This window comes from Pseudoalteromonas sp. CnMc7-15, from assembly GCF_022347925.1.
Taxonomy (GTDB): Bacteria; Pseudomonadota; Gammaproteobacteria; order Enterobacterales; family Alteromonadaceae; genus Pseudoalteromonas; species Pseudoalteromonas ruthenica.
In genome coordinates, this window is record NZ_JAKRFT010000003.1 from 560,856 (window position 1) to 582,601 (window position 21,746).

At 42.3% G+C, this 21,746-nt stretch carries 18 protein-coding genes; 12 read left to right on the forward strand and 6 right to left on the reverse strand.

What is annotated here, in order from left to right:
• The first annotated feature begins 103 nt into the window (after window positions 1-103).
• From MHM95_RS09890 to MHM95_RS09920, 7 genes are all read left to right on the forward strand, one after another.
• Window positions 104-1,507: an MBL fold metallo-hydrolase gene (locus MHM95_RS09890; protein ID WP_239385170.1), complete on the forward strand. Its 1,404-nt coding sequence runs from the start codon at window positions 104-106 to the stop codon at window positions 1,505-1,507.
• A gap of 577 nt (window positions 1,508-2,084) precedes the next feature.
• Window positions 2,085-3,167, forward strand: coding sequence for an ATP-binding protein (locus MHM95_RS09895; RefSeq protein WP_239385171.1), 1,083 nt, complete (start codon window positions 2,085-2,087; stop codon window positions 3,165-3,167).
• A gap of 29 nt (window positions 3,168-3,196) precedes the next feature.
• The gene (locus MHM95_RS09900; protein WP_239385172.1) at window positions 3,197-3,757 is read left to right on the forward strand and encodes a helix-turn-helix domain-containing protein; all 561 of its coding nucleotides are present in this window, start codon (window positions 3,197-3,199) and stop codon (window positions 3,755-3,757) included.
• A gap of 251 nt (window positions 3,758-4,008) precedes the next feature.
• Window positions 4,009-5,118: a multiubiquitin domain-containing protein gene (locus MHM95_RS09905; RefSeq protein ID WP_239385173.1), complete on the forward strand. Its 1,110-nt coding sequence runs from the start codon at window positions 4,009-4,011 to the stop codon at window positions 5,116-5,118.
• 11 nt (window positions 5,119-5,129) lie between these two features.
• Window positions 5,130-6,539: a ThiF family adenylyltransferase gene (locus MHM95_RS09910; RefSeq protein ID WP_239385174.1), complete on the forward strand. Its 1,410-nt coding sequence runs from the start codon at window positions 5,130-5,132 to the stop codon at window positions 6,537-6,539.
• A 362-nt stretch (window positions 6,540-6,901) separates the two neighbouring features.
• Window positions 6,902-7,735, forward strand: coding sequence for a hypothetical protein (locus MHM95_RS09915; RefSeq protein ID WP_239385175.1), 834 nt, complete (start codon window positions 6,902-6,904; stop codon window positions 7,733-7,735).
• A 395-nt stretch (window positions 7,736-8,130) separates the two neighbouring features.
• Window positions 8,131-8,679: a recombinase family protein gene (locus MHM95_RS09920; RefSeq protein ID WP_239385176.1), complete on the forward strand. Its 549-nt coding sequence runs from the start codon at window positions 8,131-8,133 to the stop codon at window positions 8,677-8,679.
• Here MHM95_RS09920 and MHM95_RS09925 read toward each other — a convergent pair.
• Window positions 8,676-9,362, reverse strand: a complete 687-nt coding sequence (locus tag MHM95_RS09925; RefSeq protein ID WP_239385177.1) for a hypothetical protein — start codon at window positions 9,360-9,362, stop codon at window positions 8,676-8,678. The genes MHM95_RS09920 and MHM95_RS09925 overlap by 4 nt on opposite strands.
• Before the next feature lie 273 nt (window positions 9,363-9,635).
• Between MHM95_RS09925 and MHM95_RS09930 the strand changes: the two genes are divergently transcribed.
• Together MHM95_RS09930 and MHM95_RS09935 are read left to right on the forward strand one after the other, a co-directional pair.
• A complete protein-coding gene (locus tag MHM95_RS09930) occupies window positions 9,636-10,358 on the forward strand; it encodes a hypothetical protein (protein ID WP_239385178.1) in 723 nt (240 codons plus the stop codon).
• Between the two features lie 51 nt (window positions 10,359-10,409).
• Window positions 10,410-11,408: a hypothetical protein gene (locus tag MHM95_RS09935; protein WP_239385179.1), complete on the forward strand. Its 999-nt coding sequence runs from the start codon at window positions 10,410-10,412 to the stop codon at window positions 11,406-11,408.
• A gap of 171 nt (window positions 11,409-11,579) precedes the next feature.
• On the opposite strand, the gene MHM95_RS09940 is transcribed toward MHM95_RS09935, so the two are convergent.
• Both MHM95_RS09940 and MHM95_RS09945 read right to left on the reverse strand, forming a co-directional pair.
• Complete coding sequence (locus MHM95_RS09940; protein ID WP_239385180.1) at window positions 11,580-12,746, reverse strand: hypothetical protein; 1,167 nt, start codon at window positions 12,744-12,746, stop codon at window positions 11,580-11,582.
• A gap of 57 nt (window positions 12,747-12,803) precedes the next feature.
• Window positions 12,804-14,264 (reverse strand): hypothetical protein, encoded by a 1,461-nt coding sequence (locus tag MHM95_RS09945; RefSeq protein ID WP_239385181.1) that lies wholly within the window; start codon window positions 14,262-14,264, stop codon window positions 12,804-12,806.
• A 149-nt stretch (window positions 14,265-14,413) separates the two neighbouring features.
• Here MHM95_RS09945 and MHM95_RS09950 point away from each other — a divergent pair, with 149 nt between their 5' ends.
• From MHM95_RS09950 to MHM95_RS09960, 3 genes are all read left to right on the forward strand, one after another.
• Entirely contained in the window at window positions 14,414-14,674 is a 261-nt protein-coding gene (locus MHM95_RS09950) for a helix-turn-helix transcriptional regulator (protein WP_239385182.1), read from the forward strand.
• A 114-nt stretch (window positions 14,675-14,788) separates the two neighbouring features.
• On the forward strand, window positions 14,789-16,825 hold the full coding sequence (locus tag MHM95_RS09955) for an ATP-binding protein (RefSeq protein ID WP_239385183.1): 2,037 nt from the start codon (window positions 14,789-14,791) through the stop codon (window positions 16,823-16,825).
• Between the two features lie 23 nt (window positions 16,826-16,848).
• Window positions 16,849-17,286 (forward strand): DUF6641 family protein, encoded by a 438-nt coding sequence (locus tag MHM95_RS09960; RefSeq protein WP_239385184.1) that lies wholly within the window; start codon window positions 16,849-16,851, stop codon window positions 17,284-17,286.
• Window positions 17,287-17,554: 268 nt separating this feature from the next.
• On the opposite strand, the gene MHM95_RS09965 is transcribed toward MHM95_RS09960, so the two are convergent.
• The 3 genes from MHM95_RS09965 to MHM95_RS09975 form a co-directional block, all read right to left on the reverse strand.
• Complete coding sequence (locus MHM95_RS09965) at window positions 17,555-18,448, reverse strand: hypothetical protein (RefSeq protein ID WP_239385185.1); 894 nt, start codon at window positions 18,446-18,448, stop codon at window positions 17,555-17,557.
• A 51-nt stretch (window positions 18,449-18,499) separates the two neighbouring features.
• The gene (locus tag MHM95_RS09970) at window positions 18,500-19,462 is read right to left on the reverse strand and encodes a hypothetical protein (RefSeq protein WP_239385186.1); all 963 of its coding nucleotides are present in this window, start codon (window positions 19,460-19,462) and stop codon (window positions 18,500-18,502) included.
• Window positions 19,463-19,929: 467 nt separating this feature from the next.
• A complete protein-coding gene (locus tag MHM95_RS09975) occupies window positions 19,930-21,705 on the reverse strand; it encodes a site-specific integrase (protein ID WP_239385187.1) in 1,776 nt (591 codons plus the stop codon).
• Between the last annotated feature and the right edge of the window lie 41 nt (window positions 21,706-21,746).

Sequence of the window (21,746 nt, forward strand, 5' to 3'; positions counted from 1 at the left end):
AAAGCGAGGTTTGAATAAATTCTTACCCTCGTCAGTTTTACTCACTACACTGATAGTACAGTAATAACGGTTGTCGCTAGCATGGGTGTGAGGGGGGATATGCATGGCTGAAATTAGCTTTTACGGTGCGGCACAAGAAGTGACCGGCTCATGTCACTTGGTTTCGTCTCCAGCGCTTGGCGCGGTACTACTAGACTGTGGCCTACACCAAGGAATGAAAGCAAAAACGGAGGCGGTACGTGAGCAATTTCCTTTCAATCCCTATTCCCTGGATGCAGTTATTTTATCTCATGCCCACTTAGATCATTGTGGACGTTTGCCGTTATTGGTTCATGATGGTTTTAACGGTGATATCTATTGCACTGAGGCAACCGCACAGTTGCTGCCAATTATGTTGTTTGATGCACTTAGCCTGTATGAGAACGACTTAATGCGCGAGAATCGTAAGCTCAAACGAAAAGGTCAGTGTGAATTGACGCCACAATACACTAAAGCTGATGTCCTGCATGTGCTCGCTCTATTAAAACCCACTGCCTATCAACAGCAGAGAAAATTAGCCGACAACGCCTCTGTGTGTTTCTACGACGCAGGCCACATACTCGGCTCAGCGGTTGTAGAATTGAAATTTGATGAGCATAGCCGTCAAAAAACCTTAATTTTTTCTGGAGATCTAGGCAATAAAGATACCTTGTTGATGAAGGATCCTACATGCTTGACGCGGGCCGACTTAGTGGTCATGGAAGGCACCTATGGCGACCGTGAACACCGCACTCAAGGCGATACCTTAGCTCAGTTTAAAGATATTTTGCACCGCGCATACACTAAAGGCGGTAATGTCATGATCCCAGCCTTTGCCGTAGGACGAACACAAGAGCTATTACTTTATTTGGGTAAGTTACAGCTCGCTGGGGAGCTTGACGATTGGCACATATTTTTAGACAGTCCAATGGCCATAGAGGTCACTCAGATTTATGACCAATGGCTGCCAACCTTGGATTGTGAGGGCGTAAAAGCGCTATGTACCGGCGAACAAACCTTACTCAAGCGCTTTCTCAGCACGTTGCACCTTATGGTGTCGCCAGAAGAGTCGATGTCAATCAACAAGATCACCAATGGCGCACTGATCATCGCTGGCAGCGGTATGTGCACGGGTGGGCGCATCACTCACCACTTTAAGCACCGTATCTGGGAGAGTCGTAACACCCTTATTTTTGTCGGCTATCAGGCCCAAGGCACCTTGGGGCGTAGGCTGGTTGAAGGGGCAGAACATATCAGGATGTTCGGTGAACAATTCGCTGTCAAAGCCAATGTTGAAACCTTAGGTGGGTTTTCCGCGCATGCAGGGCAACAGGAATTGAGTGATTGGATTGGACATTTTCAGCTGCCATTACAACTCGCATTAGTGCATGGTGAGCCCGGTGCCTTAGCCACACTTAAAGAAAAATTGCGCTGCGATCATGGGATAGAGGCAGAGATACCTGTGTATGGGCAAACCATCAAGTTCTGATGCAATTGGCAGCTTCAGGTAAAGCACTATCAGTTAGTTGCTAATAAAGAACCCTGCGCGCCACAAGGTGTACCTCTGTCCGCCAACATGGCTGAAAGAGTTAAATATTACTTAGGAAAGGTTCCAAAAAACGCTTGATGATTCAAGCGGGCATGGAATTGTTTGAGTCAGCCTATAAGTTAACTGAATCGTCCAATGACAATCTGGATAGACTAAAAACAATGTGGTTTCAGATGGTTGGGAATTTTTTAGGTGTGTACCAAACCATGTACCTTTGGTACACGGATTTATATGAAGATGTTTGGAATTTTAGCAAACCGCTTGAAAGATCAAGCGGTTACTAAAATTTCTGAGTCAACCGGTAAGGCAACTATGTACTTCTCATGGGCTCGTCCTTTAGAGCGGTTTAGAGATACTTGAAGACGTTTTCCATACACTCTAAGTGCTTCAGTGTAGAGTCATTCTTCAAGTGAAAGTTGTAACTACCAAAATACACCATTTTGATGAGTTGAAATTAGCTCCAAGAGCCCCAATAAAAACCTTGTTATAAGCATAATTATCGCTCAGGAAAACAGAATTGGAAAAAGTCTTAGATGAATATTTGAAGAAATATCCCGGGCGAAGGGCCAAAAGAATCGCCAAGGACTTAGAGCTAGATAAAACAAAAGTAAATAAGTACCTTCACGGTGAAGAAAAATACATTCAGGACCCTAAATTTGGATGGCACGTTATAAACCATAGCTACGTAGTGCTTGAATTACGCAATACTTGGGTAACTGCTAATTCATTTGAAAAAAGCTTGGAAAAGTGTGGGTGTCCATTTCGGGAAAGTATTAAAGGTGTACTTATTGTTTTCCCTGAAGAATGTGCCGTTATGCTAGATGCTGGGGCGCGCATTTTATACTTGGCTAATTGCTTAGCTTTAGAAGGAAAGCTAGTCGAGTTAAGGTTTTGCGAGACAGGGAAAGCTTTTTCTTACTTAGACAGAGCTGGGTTCTTTATTCATTTACGTAAATCAATCGCTGTTACACCAACGAAACCGGAAACGTCTATGGCAGATGTATGTCGGGGAAATGCAGCTTCTTTACTTGAGCTTGATAGCATAAATGTTGAAGACTTTGATGAGTCGATTCCTGATGCATTAACGTCAAAATTTGTTGCTCTTTCCAGAAAAGAGTTTGAGGGCGCTGCCTACAATGTGTTCTCTGAATTGTGTAATAATGTTGTCGAGCATAGCAGCTCTGAACTAGATGGTATTGCAGGGCTTCAATTATACGGTGCTAATAGTAGTAGACCACATATTCAAATTGTAATATCTGATGCGGGGCTCGGGATTGCTAGTACACTGAGGCCTGCTCTTGAGAAAAGCAAAGATTTGGGGTTTGATGTTTCAAATTACTCAGATGCGGAGCTAATTGCTAAAGCTTTCTCGGATGGAGGGCTAAGTAGGTTAAACCAGACACCGGATGATGGTCGAGGGTTAGGCTTACTAAAAAGTAGTAAAGGAATGAGAGAACACGGTGCAACTTTAAACATTAGACAAGAGTCTATGTCCGTAACTCTGAGGTTAGAAAGTGGAAGTATTTCGATTTCCAAAGAGGTGTCTAACTTACCTAAGCTTCCCGGAACTCACATTTGTTTCGACTTCGAGCTTGATTAATTCAAAATGTTCTGCTTAAATAGCGCACTATGAACCAGAATACACTCCCTATAAAACTTAGAGATCTGACAGCTCGTTCCGATGTGCATGGAAATCGGGAGGGTAAAGAAGTATATCAGAAACTCTTGGAACTAATACAAAGCCACCCAGAGTCGAATTTGGTTGAAATTTCTTTGGATGGAATTACAAGATCGGATGCCTCTTTCCCCAGAGAAAGTGTTGTTTCTATCGCCCGCCAGTTCAGTGGCGAGAAAGGAGTATACCTAGTCGGTGTTGATCCAGAAGATAGTGATTTATTAGATAATTGGCATTATGCTGCATTGTTTAAGAAACAACCGTTAACAGTTTGGTTCGGTGATCAATATAAAGCATTAGGCCCTCAGTTAACTTCAAGTATGGCTTCTATCTTGAGTTATGTTCTTGGTAGAAAAGAAACTACTGCTTCTGATATCTCTATGCATTTCGATATCTCAGTCCCTAATGCCAGCTCAAAGCTCAAAAAGCTAGCTCAAGATGGCTATATTCTACGTATAGAAAAAGTAGCAGCATCGGGCGGCATTGAGTTCGTTTATTCCCCAATAAAAAAATAGTATCAACTCTGGTTAAAAACCCTTGACTTAACCAGAGGTGTGATCAATTATTGCAACACCTGGTTAAACTCAATAAATTTAACCAGATTTAATTTGGGTAAATAAAAGGCAAGCTATCTGCTTGCCCATTATCCAGGTATACATATATACCCGTTCGCACCGATAGTATGTATCGCCTAGTTAATGGTAGTCAATAGCACTCCCTTTTATTTGCCATTTCTTTAGCACAAACAAATAGAATGGTGATCTTTATGAGCAATACAAGACTAGAAGCTGGCCTATATAAAGGCGTAAAAATTTATGAGTTACTTTCTGTTGTAGAAGGTGAACAACTTTATCTTGAGCAAGAAGGTGAAATCGATATACCTGTTAGTAAAAGTGACTTGGTATTAATAAAGGGAGCGGAAAAGTTTGTCTCTGGGAATTCAAACCTTCCTGAAAACCATAAACTATTAAGGCCTATTTCATTTAGCATCAATGGAAAGGAACGAGGGAGCTTAGACAGAGCTAAGTTGTCTGGTCAGCAGATAAAAGAGGATGCTCAACTAGGCAATGTTGCCCTATACCTAGCTTTGGATAATATGCCTGATTATCTACTGGATGATGAAGAACAGCTTATTATTTCTCATGAAATTGCATTTCTGGCGGTTGAAAAGTTAGATAGCGACGAGTCGGCACCTGATCTTGAAGACTGTGCTTGTAATCCCCACGGGCCAGGCCATAAACAAAAATATAAGATCAAAGTCGACAAAGACAAATTTGTTGTTGATGCCCCACGGCTTTTTGGAAAAGAAATCCTTGCGCTTGCAGGCTATTCGAATACAGCTGAGAGAGCCCTCTATCAAAAGTTTGCAGGGGGGCGTACAGAGATGATTGAGCCAGAAGACAAAGTTGACTTTACTGCGCCTGGTGTTGAGCGGTTTATGACAATTCCCTGCGAACAGACTGAAGGATTACAAAATACGAGGCGTCAGTTTCAACTCTCTGAAAACGATACCATGTATTTGGACTCTTTAGGCCTCTCCTGGGAAACGGTTATAGAGCGAAACATCAAGCGAGTTGTTATCTATGACTACCCGATTGTTGAAGGGTATACGGTCGATAAAACGGACGTATATTTTCAGATACCTCCCAGTTACCCGATGACACAGATCGATATGGCGTATTTCTATCCAACCCTTCAGCGTTTAGACGGTAAGCAAATCAATTGCACAACACAAGATAACTTTGATGGCAAAACATGGCAGAGATGGTCAAGGCACAGAACAGCCTCAAATCCATGGCGCCCTGGGCTTGACTCTATAGAAACGCATATTGCGTATATGAATAGCTGGTTCATTAAAGAATTTAGTAAGCGATGAGGGGAGCGGTCATGAACGTCGAATTAAAAATTTCTTCGCCTACATTAGCAGAATTAAACAACCACCTTTTTCCAGGCGACGGGAAAGAAGCCGTAGCATTCATTCTTTGTGGGAGCCATGTTACTTCAAAAAGGACTATTTTGTTGGCTCATAAGGTTATACCTATACCTTTCGAAGATTGTGTATTAAGAGAGAAAGACAGGGTTGTATGGAAAACAACAGCCCTTCAGCATATTTTGAATGAAGCTGAGAATAACAACTGGGCGGTTATTAAAGTTCACAGTCATCCAGAGGGGTATGATGAATTCTCGAAGTTTGATGATACTTCTGATGCCGAGTTATTCCCTTCAATATATAACTGGCTAGGTAACGGGCTACCTAATCTCAGCGCTATATTGTTGCCCAAAAATAAAGTGATAGCACGCGTAGTTGACGAAAACGGTCAGTTTGAGTTTGTTTCCAAAATATCTCTTATTTCAAACGAGCTATCTATTTCGTATAAGGACGGCGAAGACCTCAAGATAGCCGAGGATTTCGAGTTAAGGAATATTCAAGTCTTTGGGAGGCAGACGCGAGATACTCTTAAAAGACTTAAAGTTGCTGTTATAGGCACCTCAGGAACTGGGTCACCAATTATAGAGCAACTAAGTCGGCTAGGTGTTGGTGAGTTAGTACTTGTTGACCCGGATGTTGTTGAGGAAAAAAATCTTAATAGAATTACCAATGCTAAACGAGAGGACGCGGACAAGAAGAGCTACAAGGTTGATGTACTCAAAAAGGCTGTTGTCGAAATGGGATTGGGTACATTTGTAACAGCTCATGCATTATCTATTTTTGACCCCAACGTGGTAACGAGTATAGCGAGCTGTGACTTTATTTTCGGATGCGTTGATTCTGCTGAAGCTCGATGCTTATTAAACCGTGTGTGCAACTACTATTTGATTCCGATGATAGATATAGGAATTTCACTCGTCGCAGATGGTGAAGGAGGTGTGACTAATATCTGCGGTAAAGTAGGCTATTTTCAGCCTGGTTTATCAGATCATCTCTCACGTCGCTCCGTATTACCTCAGACTCTTGAATCGGAAGCACTTAGAAGGATTTCACCGAACGAGTACAGGAAAAAGTTAAGTGAAGGGTATATAAAAGGCGTTCCAGAGAACAGTCCTGCCATCATTCCCGTAAATACATATACCTCTTCCTTTGCTGTGTTAGAGTTTTTGGCGCGAGTTCACGTTTATAGACATGATTCGAATGAAAAGTTCGCAGAGCAGCAGTTTTGTCTGGTAAATGACTTTCGGCTAGCGAAAGCAGAAAACCTATTTAGTGAGGGGGCCGGTGCAAAAACAATATTGGGTCTAGGTGATAAGCCGCTTATTCTGGATATGCCGGAGTTTAGTGTAAGCAAGGAGGTTGCATAATGAAGCGGGTAATTAGGGACTTCTTCCAATTTTTCAGGGCTATTTTCTCCAGCGCATACACTTTTAAATATGCGAATGAAGAGCCAGATGTTATCAGAAGTCGAGTGTTATATGTCATAGGTGAAAATGAATTTTTCATCTATGCCGTGATGTTGTGCCCGTGTGGCTGCGAAAGCAAAATCCATCTAAACCTTCTTACAAACCACAGACCTGCTTGGCAGATTCATAAAAATGGAAAGTATCCAACACTAACGCCTTCTATATGGAGGCAAGTGGGGTGCAAAAGTCATTTCTTTCTGCGAAATGGGCATGTTGTTTGGGCTGGAAATGAAACCGATGGTAAGCAAGATCTTAGGTGAGTGATGATGAGAAATGTACATACAACGATCAATGACTATTACAAAACATTTGAATCATACCGGGGGGTCTTTTCATATAAATCTTGGTTAACATGGTTTGTTATGATTTCAATGCTTTTATCTTGTTTCTCCATTTTTTGGTTCGTTGGGATTACCAATCCAGAAGCATATTTTGGGTTTCCCGATGCCAGTAAATCTGTTCGAATGATTGTGTTTTTAGCCATTGCGGCTATTACGACATTTAGCTGGTTTAAGGTGACATTCAAAAAAGACAGCTTGACTCGCCAACGAGCTCAATCCATTTTAGATACCGAAGAAGATAAACTGTGGAAACTGGAGAAAATGTGGCTACATAAGCATCTTCCACACAATCAATTCGAGTATTTAGAATTGGCTGAAAAAATTGAAAGCTCAGTATCTTTACGTGAAAAATACAGAGGATTCAGTAGCTTCAGTGCGAAAGATATTCTTGAGCATATATTTTCAAACGAATCGAAACCCAGAGTATTGGCGATGTTTCTAATGTTATGTGCAGGCATAGTAACCCTATCTATAAAAGGTGGGGCAAGCCTCGAAACAGTTTTTGAATTCTACGGTAAAGCTTCTTGGAAAGAACTCATTATGATTTTTCTTTTTGTCCCTGTTATGGTTTACGTGGCTTACCTAGAAATTAAGTTTGTCGTTATTGTCCTGGCCCGCGGACTTGAGAGATTATTTGAGAGATACGATGGCCAAAGTGCATATAGCCGAAGGAAAACTAAGATTTTTATTAATGCTCTGGTTAGATACTTTGCGTTCGAAAAACCTCGAATAAGGGTTAAAAATGATTTTCGATAAGCTAAACGTGATTAAAAGGCTTAGACTTTAAGACTAGGATTTCACGTATCCTATTTCAGCCTGTATTCCAAAGCTTTTTACCCGAAAAAGTAAGGCAGTAATCAGATTGCTAGCTAGCTTTATCCTTATAAGCTGGCTAGCCCTTACGCGTAACGAGTACCGCACTCCACCTGATGTTCATAGCGCCGTAATCTATAACCTATTTATATATTTAGGTTTTTTGTCCAAATTGATAAATTATAGATATAAGAGAAATTCCTAGATAACCGTCCACTTTAAGTACACTCAAAATAGCCGTTCAGTTTCTCGCCTACGAGCGGTTATTTTAAGCCATTTCGGAATCTATAGTAGCCAGTTACCATTAAAGTCATAGACTTAAAACAGGCACTTCTACTATGACTAAACAAATCGGATACATTCGTGTGAGCTCAGTTGATCAAAACACAGCTCGCCAATTAATCGACATTAAGCTTGATAAGACCTTCGTTGACAAGTGCAGCGGCAAAGACACTAACAGGCCAGCCCTCAAGCAGTTAATTGAATATGCTCGTGAGGGTGATGTAGTTCACTGCCATGACATAAGCCGCATGGCACGTAATACCGAAGACCTACTTAGGTTAGTCCGTCTATTCACCGAACAAGGTATTAGTTTGAAATTCTACAAAGAACACCTTGATTTTGCTGGCACCAACAATCCGGTTCAAGAATTGATGGTTACACTACTAGCTGCAATCTACCAATTCGAACGGTCTATGATACTTGAGCGCCAACGTGAAGGTATAGCTATTGCTAAAGCTAACGGTAAGTACAAAGGCAAAGGAATTAACAAGGAACTGCACGAGCGCATCAGGCAGATGTACGCTGATGGGATGAACAAGATGCAGATAGCAAAAGCCCTAGGCTGTGCTAGGGCTACTGTTTATAAAGCATTGAACCAAGCCTAACCTCTCTCTTTCGGTTTCCAATAACTGCTAATATCCTTCTCATCCATCATTGGAAAAAGCTGTATTACTAGACCGTAAATCCTATTTTCTTTAGGGAGGTTGGTGATATTTCTGGCAGCTCTGGCCTGAATATTTCCCCATCCAATTTCTGTTACCGTGATATATGAGAAATTATGTAAATTCAAAACTGCATGTCGAACTTCGGCTTCTGAATATTCTAAGTGCAAGTCCTTCATAACATTTTGAAAGTGAACTGCCTCACCTAGGTCGAACATTGGCTGAGATTCTGAGGGGAAGCTGTGATAAAGGAAGTCGTCAGTACCAACAAACTTGCCAACATTATCAGCATTCAACCCCTTATCTAAAAGAAATACCCCACCCTCTGGCATTTCGAATTGGAAAAGGTCATACAAATACAGGGCTAACTTTATCTCTAAAACACTCAGGTGTGGATTCGAAATAACGTTTGTAACGAACGATAAAGGCTCATCTTGCTTAAGTTTGTAAAAGTTCAGGAATGTTCCTTTCTCATGGGGCAATTTCATGTGTTTCTCATTCAAGTTAGCCCTGTGAGTCGAGAAATCGCCTGAGTTTATCAAGCTATTTTTTGAGTACTCACTACCACCATGGGCAGTAAGCTTTAATGGAAATGCCTCCGATCCTATCGCAATAACATCCGTCATGGATTTTCATTCCCCCAACCTAATTATTTTACTATTTGCCACACCCCTTATGAGCTAAGGGTTTCGTTCATTTAATGTTGCCAACTTATTCATCTGACCTCAACCTACTTTTAATTTCACACAAGCGAAAACTCTACAACCCTTACAGGTATTGGTATAGAGCAACTTTTGACTCCATCTAAATTAATTAAAAAGTCGAGGAATAAGGCTCCTAAACACTCGGTTGATAATGACTATGAAAATTAAATCAACCTAAAAAATAGGAACGAAACCATGGCTAGTTGCAAAAAGAAAACAACACCATCAAAGCGTAAATCAGCATCTCAAAAGCATGCTACCAAACTCTCACTCGCAATAATAAATGCCACAAAAGCAATCCAGAGACCTGTATATGATTTTTGGAAGGCAGAGGCATATAAGGAACTGGAATATAACAGCTTTAAGGATTGGGCCAAAGCTAATCAGGAAAAGTTCAATCGGAGCTATGACAGTATCAATAATGATCTTCATACAGCCCTTATTACAGTAGATATGTGTGGTGAAGAAAATATTGGAAAGTTCAGCACGTACGCTTTACTCCCTATGAAAAATCTGACCGAGCAAGATCGCAAAACTGTATACGAGCACGCTCTGTCTGAGCTGGAAGTGTCCGAACTAAAAGGCAGCCATTTGACTCGTAAACGGGTTGAGAAGTACTTGAAGGAGCTGAATTTTTCAGCTCAAAAGGAACAGGAGGATAATGAACAAACCAACACTAATACACAAACGCCTAAATGCCCGTTGAATTCGGAACAGCTAAAACTTCGGAAACAGTTCAACGAAGCTCTCAACAACAAAGAAAACCGACACTTTGCGAAACGTGTCTGCTCAGCTATTTCTGACGCAATTCCTAAAAAGTCTACGTTGTTGATATGCCGCGATCTCTTAAAAAAGCATGACTGTAAAGATGCTGTTCGAGAAGTAAGAAAAGCCATCAAGCAGCTTGAAAGCAAGTAGCCAATAAGGCGCATATGCGCCTACTCCCCCCACTTTTAAGAGGTCGTTACGATGAACACATTTATTAAATCATGCAAAGTAGATTATATGCGGTTAACACTGGACGTAAGAGATGAAGAGCATCAAGAACTAATAAGGCTAAATATTGAAGACTTGGCCTGCCGAATAGCGAATAAAACAACAGCTGAGCTGACCCAAATACTATACCCAAAAGCCGGATACGAGCGCTTTATTCGATTGCCGTTGTTTGAGGAAGAATTTAACCACTCAGGTAGTAACATAGAAACACCGCATCTGGTCGTAAAATGTAGCCCGAGCTCTTCAAGCCGAAGGTTTCTAACTATTGAACTTAAAGGACACAAGTACTCCAAGTCACAATGGTACTGTGCGAGGCTTTTTTTGGAGCACATCCTGACACCAGAACTTTATCTTTATTACTGGGACCAACTTACGGTTACAAATGTACACATCGCATTGGGTAGTGATATACCGCTGTCTAAATTGCTGTTTGATAAGCTTCTCTCACGCAAGGCTGGCATCTATTTTAACAGTGACGGCGATATTGAACTTATCTATTTTCAGCCTAAAAACAGGATGCAAGAACTGGCCGTATACGATAGAAAGGCTAAGGAAAAGAACTTTGGCTTTAAATTTCAACCAGATGAATCTACCAGAGCGGAATTAAGGCTTGGTAAGCTAAAAACACCGCTGAATAAGTTTATTTCCGACCATGACTACTTGAACAAGTTTAATAGCATAAAGTCATACAGCTTAAGCAAAATTAAGCGCAATGGTTGTTTAGGGCGCTATGAATTAATGGCTATACAAGCGATGGGGCTGACACCATTTTTAAGAAAGCATGACAAATATGAAAGAGCGAAGATCAGGCAAGCAATTAAGCCATACCTAGTACCGGTAATTAAAATGAATGCCATCAAATCTGAGTGGTTAAAGCAGGTAGGTAGCATCTCTACAATGGTTCCCCTTAAGAAGCTAAGCGTTAGACACACAAGCAAGTACAAGGAGAGGTTTAATCATATGTACATGTAAGTATTAGAGTTATTTACCAGTTACCCATCATACTAGCGCAAATTGAAGAGTTGAGAGTCTCAACTCTTCCTTTTCACCGTTCCTAATACCAGAAGCCGGAATAGGTGGTAAATATAGTGATTTACTTGCCGCCAATGCTCACACTTCCTACTTACAGCAAGCTCAGCAGCCTTAGCTCCGCGCCTGTTCTTCAGCAATAAACTGGTTCGTTTTGTAATTCACGTAAATTAAGCTAAACAGAATTGTCTTGATTGTGCTTAGCTTTCTTCCAAACTCACTTTCGAGCGTGCGTTTTACACTGAAAGAAATAAAGATGAAAGACGACAACATAATTAAACCAATCACTATATCGGTTGTACCACCTTCAACTGTTTCATAGACCAGCATTTCCACCACAACAGCAACAAACAGTGCTATAGGCTGCAAGGCCGCTTTACGCCCGTGTTGGCTGCGCAAAAAACGATTGATTAAAAGCCACAACACCAAGCCACCAGGAATAATGCCAAGCGTAACAACAACAGGGAAACTTGGGGCTGTTAGCAGCCGAGGCTTTATTACAGGTTCCGTAGCTTCCTGACTGTCACGGCCTTCGGCAACGATACTTGCATCTATCTGATACTTCTTGAGTCCCGCTTTCAGCTTTACTGATTTCTCTTTGGAAAGCGATTTTCGAATCACCACTGACCCATCTGAGTATTCTTGTTGAATCACATCCAATGGCCGTTTAACTAGCTTCGCGATAAGCGTTAGCTGACTTGCTAAGCGATCTTTAACGGCATTGTCTTTTCCAAATACCACTGTGTACAAATCCTGATTTTGAGACTCCGTTTTCCTATCCGCCTTAGCCTGCTCTAAGTTCAACTCTTTGGATGCACGAATAAAACCTTCCGGCTCTTTCAGAAGAAAAAGAGGAAAGCCAATTGAACACTCTTCTTTTTCAGCCCAATAACGAATGTGAATGTTCTTATTAAATTCGTCTATCCCTATCACTGCACTACTAGGAATGGTGACTTGCTCACCTGTAAGAAAATTTGGGATTGATAACCCCGTGCCAGAGACGCTTATAAACGCTTCTTTGTATTTTTTAGAGAATAGGAACTTAAATCCAAAGTCGATCAGAAATGCCCCAAAAATCACAATCAAGTCTCCTGTAATCATCACGAGCAATTCAGCCGTCTCTATGAATTCCTGATGACGCGATAAGAAACGCTTAATCACACTGGGTAAAGGCGTTGGGTCGCTCATAAAAAATACGCCGCCCATATAGAAGCACCCAATACCGAAAGCTAAAGCAATCAACCCGAATTCGACTGTTCTTAAAGATGATTTATAACCCACGTTCGACTCCTGTTATATAAGAACTCATATATCCACTTTCCCGCTTTAAAATTTATCTTAATTAATCAGGCTGATGCCTGATGAAGAGCCGCAGCTCTTTATTCTCTGGGCTAGGCCGATGATTTTGCTCATACCATCTTGAGTTGCAGGGTTGTTAGGCTCGGCCGTATCAACGATGACATATTGTTGAGTTCCGTAGGCGGTTACAAAGCTCAGTCTCAACACATACTGGGTATCCAAGCTGAACAGCCCTTTTTTGCCAAACGATATCTCGATTGCCTTACCATTTTTTTCGACTTCATGCCCACCAAAGTGACTAGACAGGCAATGCACTACAGCATATGTGCTGTCTATCGGGTTGCCATACTGCCCAAACGAGAACATCGCATCAGGATATCCAAGGTCTCGAAGGCTTTGGGCCGCTTCACTCGATTGCGCTGCAACAGCGTATTGCCTGCTATTTTCCTTCGCTCGTTCTTCAGCTCGCATTATCTGGCGGTTGTTTTCCTTTTCAGCTTGCTGAATAGACTTATGTGCAGCTAGGAACTTGGTTTTAGTAGACTGAGCTTCAGCTAAAATAGCCTTCACCTGGTTGATATTCTCAGCTGGTAGCCCTCGATTTTCGAGCATCTCGCCACTTCGCATTAAGGCTTCTAAGATCGATTCCAGTTCGAATTCATTGGGGAGCTGTGCGCGCCAGTTCGGTGATTGCATTATGGTCTGTAAATCAAGCTGGCCCTTGGCGTGTTGGTCGATAAAGGGGTTAATTTGTTTGTTCAGCTTTGTTGCATATTGATTGAATACAGCCAAATAAGGCTCGTAACGCGTATCCTTTAAGTAGCTGTTAAACTGCTGAGATACGTTTGAGGTTTTAGGAAGCAGCTCCCTGTCGCTGTAAGTCAGCATATCCTTCATGTCCACATTGCCCGATTGCGTCAAGGGAGTTACTGCCTTTTCCCACTCTGACAGTTGTGATATTTGCTCACGAATATCTTCAATTGCTCCCTCGGTCAACGCCTGAGGTTGCTTGTTGCCAAGCCCTGTAGCGGCTATTGAAGAAATGCTGTCACGCTCGATTGGTAGCTTTTTGTTTCTAAAGCCATTACCACTATCATACTGGATACCATATTGGTTCAAGGTGCGCTCTAAATTATCCATCAACTTGCCACCTTTTCCCTTGTACTCATTGGCAAATTGGCGGACTTGAATATTAGCCTTTATCTCTGCCTTAACGGTCTCAAAGTAGGCTTGTTGTTTCACCAGCTTTTGTGTTTTGAAGCCCTCAGCACCGTGCTTTTTCGTGTATTCGGTCAGGCACTCCTGAAACCTTTTCTCAATTCCATCAACCAACCCTGTCGACCAACTTCCGAATGGACTTCTGATCCGATTAGGTTGATATGCCTTTGGATCAATGTAAGAGCTTTTTTCTAGGTGACTACAGTTAATTGTTGTGGCTTGGGCACTAAGTGCAGTGGTGGATAAAGTAACTAATGCGATGGCTTTCCATTTGGCGCTCATATTAGGTTCCCTCAATGGAATTAATAAACAGTTGCTTTAACTAAGGAATACTTAGCTCAAACAGATACTAAGTACTCCTTAGTAAATAAGTCAATGGAAAAACTAAGAATCTCTTAGATGAGTTATAAAGAATCAAAGAGATACTGAATATGTCCAAAAGCCCGTTCCCCAAGCGGTTAAAGGAAGCAAGGGAGAAAGCAAAATACACTCAAGAGAAGCTAGGTATCGAAGCTGGTATTGATGAAGGTTCGGCAAGTGCCCGCATGAACCAGTATGAAAAAGGGGTTCATGCGCCCGATTTTAGTATGGTAAAAAGTATAGCGATAGTGCTTAACGTGCCTACGGCCTATTTCTACTGTGAAGAAGATGAGCTTGCCGAAATCATCTGTAGCTATCAACCCGACGAATAATCTCAACTAAGAAATTTCGTCGCCTACCTCCGGCCAAGGTACACCCTACAGGCCAAAACACAATCCCCGTAAAATCTATGCAACAACTTCAACGCATTGATTTATGGGGATTTCATGACTCGCTCATATAATAAGCTGCTGCCCTCTAATATGTATCAGTCCTACGCCACAGGCTATACATATCGGGCGATAACTTCTGGCTTTATTGACTCGACTGACTTAATAGCGGTCAAAGGCGCCACCATAAAAAGTATCTGTGGCACCTCCTTTAAGTTCACGGGGCAAACAGAGGACTTCGACAACCTCACCCAGCACTTACAGCAGCGGCTAACTGTCACCAAGGGTTGCGATCTAGGCCACAACTGCCGCGTCTTTGAGCACGGATTACAACTACCAGCCAATAGCTGGAAAGTGATTAAGCTCATGGCGGTGCTAAAGGTAAACGGCGGCCTCTATGAATGGATACATTGCTGTTTGCCTTCGGATATACACATTAACTCAATGTTTTCTCATATGGTTGGAATCACTGAAGAGGCACTGATTAACATCAACCTAGCCTTGGTGGAAACAGGCCTTGTCCGAGGTTCACAGTATCTTCAACTAGACCAATCGGGTATCCCTCATGCCTTGGTGGAAAAGTTAGTGGGTGAAAAGGTGACAAGCTACACCGAGTTAATTGAGCCATTGGTACAGATACAACCACCATCAACCTTAGGCTTAAGTGACTTTGAACACCTTGAGTTAGAGGATTTAATCGCCTTCCTTGATATCGCGTTAAACCACTCCATTCAAGGGGTCAACCTACTTCTGTGGGGTGAACCTGGCACAGGCAAATCAACCCTGTGCCGCTTGTTGGCTGACACCTTAGGCGCTTCGCTTATCGCCATTAAAGCCTTGGGTGATAACGTCCAACAGCGAGAAGTCGATTATGAACAAGAGAAACTTAGCTCTAATCTTAGGCTTCAGCACCACCAACTGATACAACGTATCGTCAGCCATGATGAGAAGTCGCTACTCATGTTGGATGAGGCCGAGGACATACTTGTCCAACAGGTCTTCAACCACCGAGCATCCGGCGGCAAAGATAACCTACATGCCATGCTCGAAGCCAACACGGTGCCGTGCATTTGGGTGGTCAATTCGGTGGAAGACATCCCTGCCAGTGTGCTTAGGCGGTTCAATTTTGTAAAACACGTTTTCGTGCCTGACAACCGAGTGATGGAAGGCATTATCGCCAAAACCACCAAAGGCCTAAGGTTAAGTAAGCCATTCAAAGCACAGCTTGCCACCAAGGACAATGTTACCCCAGCCAATATCGCCAATGCCGCCTTCGTATGCCATACCATAGGCCACCAAGGTAAGCAGGCTGAAGCCTTGGTAGACAGCCTAATTACCGAAGTCCACCAAGCCTGTGGCTTTAAAACAACTACAGCCACCTACAAACCACAAATGGCGTTTTCACTCGATAACCTAAATATCAAAGGAGGCAATAAAGCCTTGGTGGATATTGAACGCGCCATGAAACAACATAGTGGTGTACGTGCCTTATTCACAGGGCCAAGTGGTACAGGCAAGTCTGCTCTAGCCAACCACCTAGCCAAAACAACCAATCAAGAACTTATCACCATCCGTTGTAGTGACGTCCTCGATAAGTATGTTGGCGGTTCTGAGAAGAACATAGCCAACCTGTTCGCCAATGCCACAGAGCAAGGAGCAGCCCTATTTATTGATGAAGTGGATAGCCTGTTGGCCGATAGGTCTGGTGCTTCTCAAAATTTTGAAATACAGCAAGTTAACGAGCTACTGACTCAAATCGACTGCTTCGAGTTACCTCTCTTCGCTGCAACGAACTTTGATAAGCATCTCGATCGCGCTGTAATGCGTCGCTTTGACTTTAAATTAGCATTTGAATATCTGACATCAGAACAGCTAAAACGGCTCTTCAGAGAAGCGTGTGGACGCTCTCAGATAACAGATTCACAGCTTCAGCAGCTCGCAAATCTTAAAAATATCGCTGTCGGCGATTTTGCGATTATCAAACGCAGACAACAACTTTCGACGACTAAGCTATCCGCCCAAGACTGCTTAGACATTCTCATTACTGAATCCAATCACAAGCAAACCACAAGGCCAATTGGCTTTGTAAAATAACCACCAACCAAAAGGTAAATACCATGACTAAATCAATATTGAGTACGCTCAAGGCCGTTTCTCGCCCAGAGAAAAGCACCACACCCGAGGCCAAGCGTCGTGACAAGCTAATCAACCGCCTTCAAACCCAATTGGAAATGGCAACGGCACTGGTTAACGGTGAAATCTACACCTGTTACAAGGAAAAGTGGCAGAAGAATGAAGATACAGGCCAACAGGAAAAGGTGAAAGTCGCCAAGAAGGTGAGCCCTTGGTTCTATGCCAAAGGCGGTAAGTATTATCTGGAGGTGAGATTCGCCAATAAACCATTGGAGCTATCGAAGGGAAATCATGCGATTGAAGTTGGTGATAAAGAACACCTACCGGTGGTGATTCAGACCGTGATCGATGCCACCGCCAATGGTGAACTGGATAAGGCCATTGAAATGGTATCCGTCAGCCTGCCAATCAATAAAGCCTAACCCTCCTCCAGCCAAGGCCTATCGTTTGGCCTTGGCACATCTAAGAGCACCACCAATGAAAATTGACACTGCAACCTAGGGCATAAGCTAGTATGGCACATAGTTGAACCAGCCTGTATTTGCACCGCCATTTGCAGTATTATTTTCGTTCAAATAATGCAAGCCTATGTCAGCTTTATGCTGGAGCGGACGGTGAACGCTTTGCTCTCAGGAAAATGGGAGCGCAGCGAGCCGAGTGCAGCAACTTGTTATAAGCGGCGATACAACCTTAAACAGGAACTAAAATAGAGTTCTCGTTTTTATATCCTTTAATTTCACTACCTTGAGCATCTGATATGGGGCCATCAGGTTGTGAATAGCCATGGTACCAATCAGAAACATATTCACTGTAATCATCAATCCACGACTGTCTAATAGAAAGCTGTTCTGGACAGTAAATCCTACTCTCCAGATAAACTCTTTGCATACGATCAATTTTGCCTCTTGAATACATATCCCTAATCAAACGCATGCATTCGTTATAGCTATGAACCCCATTGTTATGTCGCAAACAAGTCAAAACATGAGCATAGGTATTATTTAATATCTTATCTATAATTTCACTTTGCTCATTACATGTAATTGCTTTGACTTGTATGCCTGCTTCAATTTTTGTATTAACAATAGTTTCCACTTCTGGCTCAGAGCGCTGTTCATTCATATAATAGAATTGGACATCAAACTTATGTGTTATGTTATATAATTGGGGTAAGCTCTGCCTTGTAGTGATAAACCCTCTCCCAAAGGCTTTGATTTTATTTAACGTCTCACTTCTTACTCTTTGCCTCTCCGTACACCACTGATAAGCGGCCTTACCTATTGTTTCCATATTGTCATTACAAAGTCTTACCAATAAGGCTTCAAACACAAAGCCTTTAAAAACTGACTCACTCTGCTTTGAACGATAGATTAACTCCCCATTGTGATTAAGTTCTAAGAGTCCGGTTTCCAGCCCATCTGAAATCAATTTTTTATGGTACTTTTCTTTTAAGACTCGCCTTCTCTGCTCTTTTGTCAGTCTAGGGTGAGCAGCATCTAGCATAGAATATGGAACTGTTAATAAACTCTTTAACTCACTATCATTTCTGTAATCATTGCTTGATAGGAGTATTATATCGCTCATCTACACCTCATAAGATTAAGACGTCCATTCATTAATGCGTTTGTTAAATGCTTACTCACCAATCCCTAACCCCGCTTGGGAGAAATATCTGTATAGCGTTTCTTGAGAGTCAAACAGCTCAGCTATCCGATACTCGTAGGGATCAACTACACGTAACTTCCCGCTTGCATTTAGTTTTCTCGGCAAGGGGAGTAAAGCTCGTCCTTCATCAACAGAAACAAGAATAGTTCGATCAATGTGACTTTGACCAAAATAGATGTCACACCAATACCCAGTAGCTTGAGGCTTTATGAAAACATTTGCCCAGTCCTCTTTGAAGTCATCACACTGGGTTCCCTCATCTGTGTAGTTGACTTCGACGCGCAAATTCACATTACTTGAATATATAGCAGTTGTTCGTAATCCTATTGATTGAGCCTGCCAATCATGTTTTGAATGAGCGGCCAGAATATGGTGCCTAATATTCTCTAATGATGGATTTTCAATCAGTGGTTCCAGCTGAACACCCTGTTCTCTGACTGCCAATATCGGCTTTATGGCACGATACAGATCGTTAACCAAAGACTCCCTGACTTCACTTTTGTTATCATAATTATCAGCGTTCAATTCGTACTGAATAGGCCATCGCTTGTGATTTAGATCGAACGGAAGATTTCCTTCAGCCTTTCCATATGCCGTATTCATGACATTAACAACACATAGATCAGTTAAGTTGCTTAAGGCATACCCCAGTTCAATCATAACATTGGGGTTTGAACATAGCTTTTCGCCTTCGTTACCAGCTATAAAGCTAACATCACCTATAAAAACAGCGCTCTCCTGTATTTTTCCAAATATTGTATTCGCAATATCAGGTGTGCCTGCAACACCCTTCGTATCTTGATCTAACCTAACGGCTTCATCTAATTCCAACTCTTTATTCAGCTTTTTTACGGCTCTTTCAAGGCAGTCCTTAATGAAGTTTCTATTGTGCTTCGATTCTAAATCACTTTGCCACGAATAAAATATTTTCAATGCCCAATATTTCCTTTGCGTTTAAAACTTATTAGCGAGACCTTGTAACGTAGGAGACCAAGCATGTATAGACGAACTAGTAAGACTTAAAAAAGTTATCTTAAATCATACAGTAAAGTAAATACTGCCTCAGCACAATGAGAAGGTGGTGATGTATCAGTTCAACATATTCCTGAACTTCTTAGAGTTATTGAAATTACAGATTACGACAACGGTGTGGCAACTACGCATACGTTAGAGTTATATAAAACCAATCGTATTGACTGCTACAGAGTAATAGTTGTAGCAAGCTTTGGAAAGAACGTATTGGCTGGAACAACATTCTTACTGGCATTAAAAAAGCACTACCAAGACTAGCAAGATAGTGAGCGTCCGCTATTCTCTCTCTGCTGACTATCGGAGTAACTTGAAAGACGTCTCAGGGGAAGCCATTCTCAACTACGACAATGGCTTTTTATTTTCGCCTCCTAGCTCCCGATACTAAACGCATCCACCACCTCAACCAAATTCTTAATACTGGTCGCCTTATGGGTATAGTTGCTGGTGATACCAAAGGAACTGATTTCATGGCCCACCACCTGTTGAAGGTTGTTAACTGGCACACCGTCATTCATCAGCTTGGTAATAAAGGTGTGGCGGAAACTGTGGAATGATCGCTTATGGCCTAATTCATTGAAAGTTGGCACACCGATGGATTCCATTAGCCTAGGCATCCAACCTGTTACCCTTACCGACTTATCCAACTCATCAAATACCTCCTGCTCACATGTCGCTACATAATCAAGAAAGCCACTAGTAATCAATTCGTTATGCATCGGGATCTTACGTTTGGCATTATCCGTCTTTAATTTCTGGTCTTTATGTTCATCGGTGATCAGTATGTAATGGCGCTGGGTTTCCTCATCATACCGAATATCCGACTTCCTTAACTGAACCAGCTCACCGAGGCGTGCCCCAGTGTATATGCCAAGCTGAATAATCCACTTCTTCCATGTTTTTCGTTCTTCCTTAGCGGCATTTAAAAACTGCTTTAGCTCTGTATCAGAGAAGGCACCTCGGATATTGGTGGTAAAGTCTCGCTTGATGGAACAAGGTGATACACTAATAAGATCCACCGTGTCTTTCTTGGCATATGCAAACACCGACTGCGTCCATTTGTAATAGCCTTGGACGGACTTAGGCGAAATCAAATCATCCTCGGGCACTTCACACTCCACCCGTTCTTGCCAGCTCATTTTATTGTATGGCGCGATATTCATGCGGGGCAGTTCAAAGCACCTGTCAATGAATCGTCCTATATCCTTAGGCTTGTACTGTTCGATAGGCCTGTCATCCATCAATATCTGCCATACCGTGTGGAATCGTTCATAATCCTTCTGTATTTTCTCGGTCAGCTTTTCCTTCTTAATCTTAAACTCAAGGAATTCGGCATACACTTCAGAAAACAGTGGGCCCTTTGGCTCATCATCCACCTCAACCATAGGCGCAACCACCATAGGTTCGGGGGCTTTGGTTAATAAGCCTTGGACTTCTCGCTCTCCTAGGAAGTCTTCATTGAAAATGGATGCCAATAACTCATCCCGTATGGCATTACTGGCCTTAAGCTTACTCAAAAGTACGCGGTAAGGTAGGCTATTTGGCTCAATGGCAAAACCATGTTCGGCCAACAGTTCATTGGCCTGTTGTGGTATCCCCTCGCCTTCGGACGGTTTGTCCTTCATCCCAGAGAACACCTTCATAACCGAGGACATGGATGCTAGGAAGGACCATCTCTCGTCGTCCGACAAGCCTTTCAGCACCTCAGCGAAGCGATTAACCCGCTCTTCATTGGAATCAGTATCCGCCATATGAACGAACAACTCCTTGAATCGACCATCCAATTCCAGTATCGATTTATCGCCTAAGGCATTAATGGCATGACCACCATCACTGAAACCTTGTTCCAGTTTGGCTATTATTGGGTCTATATCGGCTATGGTTAACTGCTTTTGCATGGCGGTTTTCAATTGGTCGAGCTGCTGGCTTATAGAGCTAGTGTCTAACGCCCTAGACCGAATGACAAGCCCCTTTAGCTGTGAAATGAATGGCTTAAGGCGCTGCATCAATACCAAGGCCACCTCAAGTTTATGTGTCCTAAGGCACAGCCGTATTTCCCTTACGCCTAGGCGCTTAGGTATTTTGACCCTAAGGTAGTACGTAGCCTTACGGCGATATAAATATTGGCAACCAGCTACAGCTCGCATATACACCCCACTAACAAATACCGATTTCAAGTGCCGTGTAC

What these genes read in the sequence shown, in the direction of transcription:
- MHM95_RS09890 (WP_239385170.1), top strand. Translation starts at nt 104, where the DNA reads ATGGCTGAAATTAGCTTTTACGGTGCGGCACAAGAAGTGACCGGCTCA.
- MHM95_RS09900 (WP_239385172.1), top strand. Translation starts at nt 3,197, where the DNA reads ATGAACCAGAATACACTCCCTATAAAACTTAGAGATCTGACAGCTCGT.
- MHM95_RS09905 (WP_239385173.1), top strand. Translation starts at nt 4,009, where the DNA reads ATGAGCAATACAAGACTAGAAGCTGGCCTATATAAAGGCGTAAAAATT.
- MHM95_RS09910 (WP_239385174.1), top strand. Translation starts at nt 5,130, where the DNA reads ATGAACGTCGAATTAAAAATTTCTTCGCCTACATTAGCAGAATTAAAC.
- MHM95_RS09915 (WP_239385175.1), top strand. Translation starts at nt 6,902, where the DNA reads ATGATGAGAAATGTACATACAACGATCAATGACTATTACAAAACATTT.
- MHM95_RS09920 (WP_239385176.1), top strand. Translation starts at nt 8,131, where the DNA reads ATGACTAAACAAATCGGATACATTCGTGTGAGCTCAGTTGATCAAAAC.
- MHM95_RS09925 (WP_239385177.1), bottom strand. Translation starts at nt 9,362, where the DNA reads ATGACGGATGTTATTGCGATAGGATCGGAGGCATTTCCATTAAAGCTT.
- MHM95_RS09930 (WP_239385178.1), top strand. Translation starts at nt 9,636, where the DNA reads ATGGCTAGTTGCAAAAAGAAAACAACACCATCAAAGCGTAAATCAGCA.
- MHM95_RS09935 (WP_239385179.1), top strand. Translation starts at nt 10,410, where the DNA reads ATGAACACATTTATTAAATCATGCAAAGTAGATTATATGCGGTTAACA.
- MHM95_RS09945 (WP_239385181.1), bottom strand. Translation starts at nt 14,264, where the DNA reads ATGAGCGCCAAATGGAAAGCCATCGCATTAGTTACTTTATCCACCACT.
- MHM95_RS09950 (WP_239385182.1), top strand. Translation starts at nt 14,414, where the DNA reads ATGTCCAAAAGCCCGTTCCCCAAGCGGTTAAAGGAAGCAAGGGAGAAA.
- MHM95_RS09955 (WP_239385183.1), top strand. Translation starts at nt 14,789, where the DNA reads ATGACTCGCTCATATAATAAGCTGCTGCCCTCTAATATGTATCAGTCC.
- MHM95_RS09960 (WP_239385184.1), top strand. Translation starts at nt 16,849, where the DNA reads ATGACTAAATCAATATTGAGTACGCTCAAGGCCGTTTCTCGCCCAGAG.
- MHM95_RS09965 (WP_239385185.1), bottom strand. Translation starts at nt 18,448, where the DNA reads ATGAGCGATATAATACTCCTATCAAGCAATGATTACAGAAATGATAGT.
- MHM95_RS09975 (WP_239385187.1), bottom strand. Translation starts at nt 21,705, where the DNA reads ATGCGAGCTGTAGCTGGTTGCCAATATTTATATCGCCGTAAGGCTACG.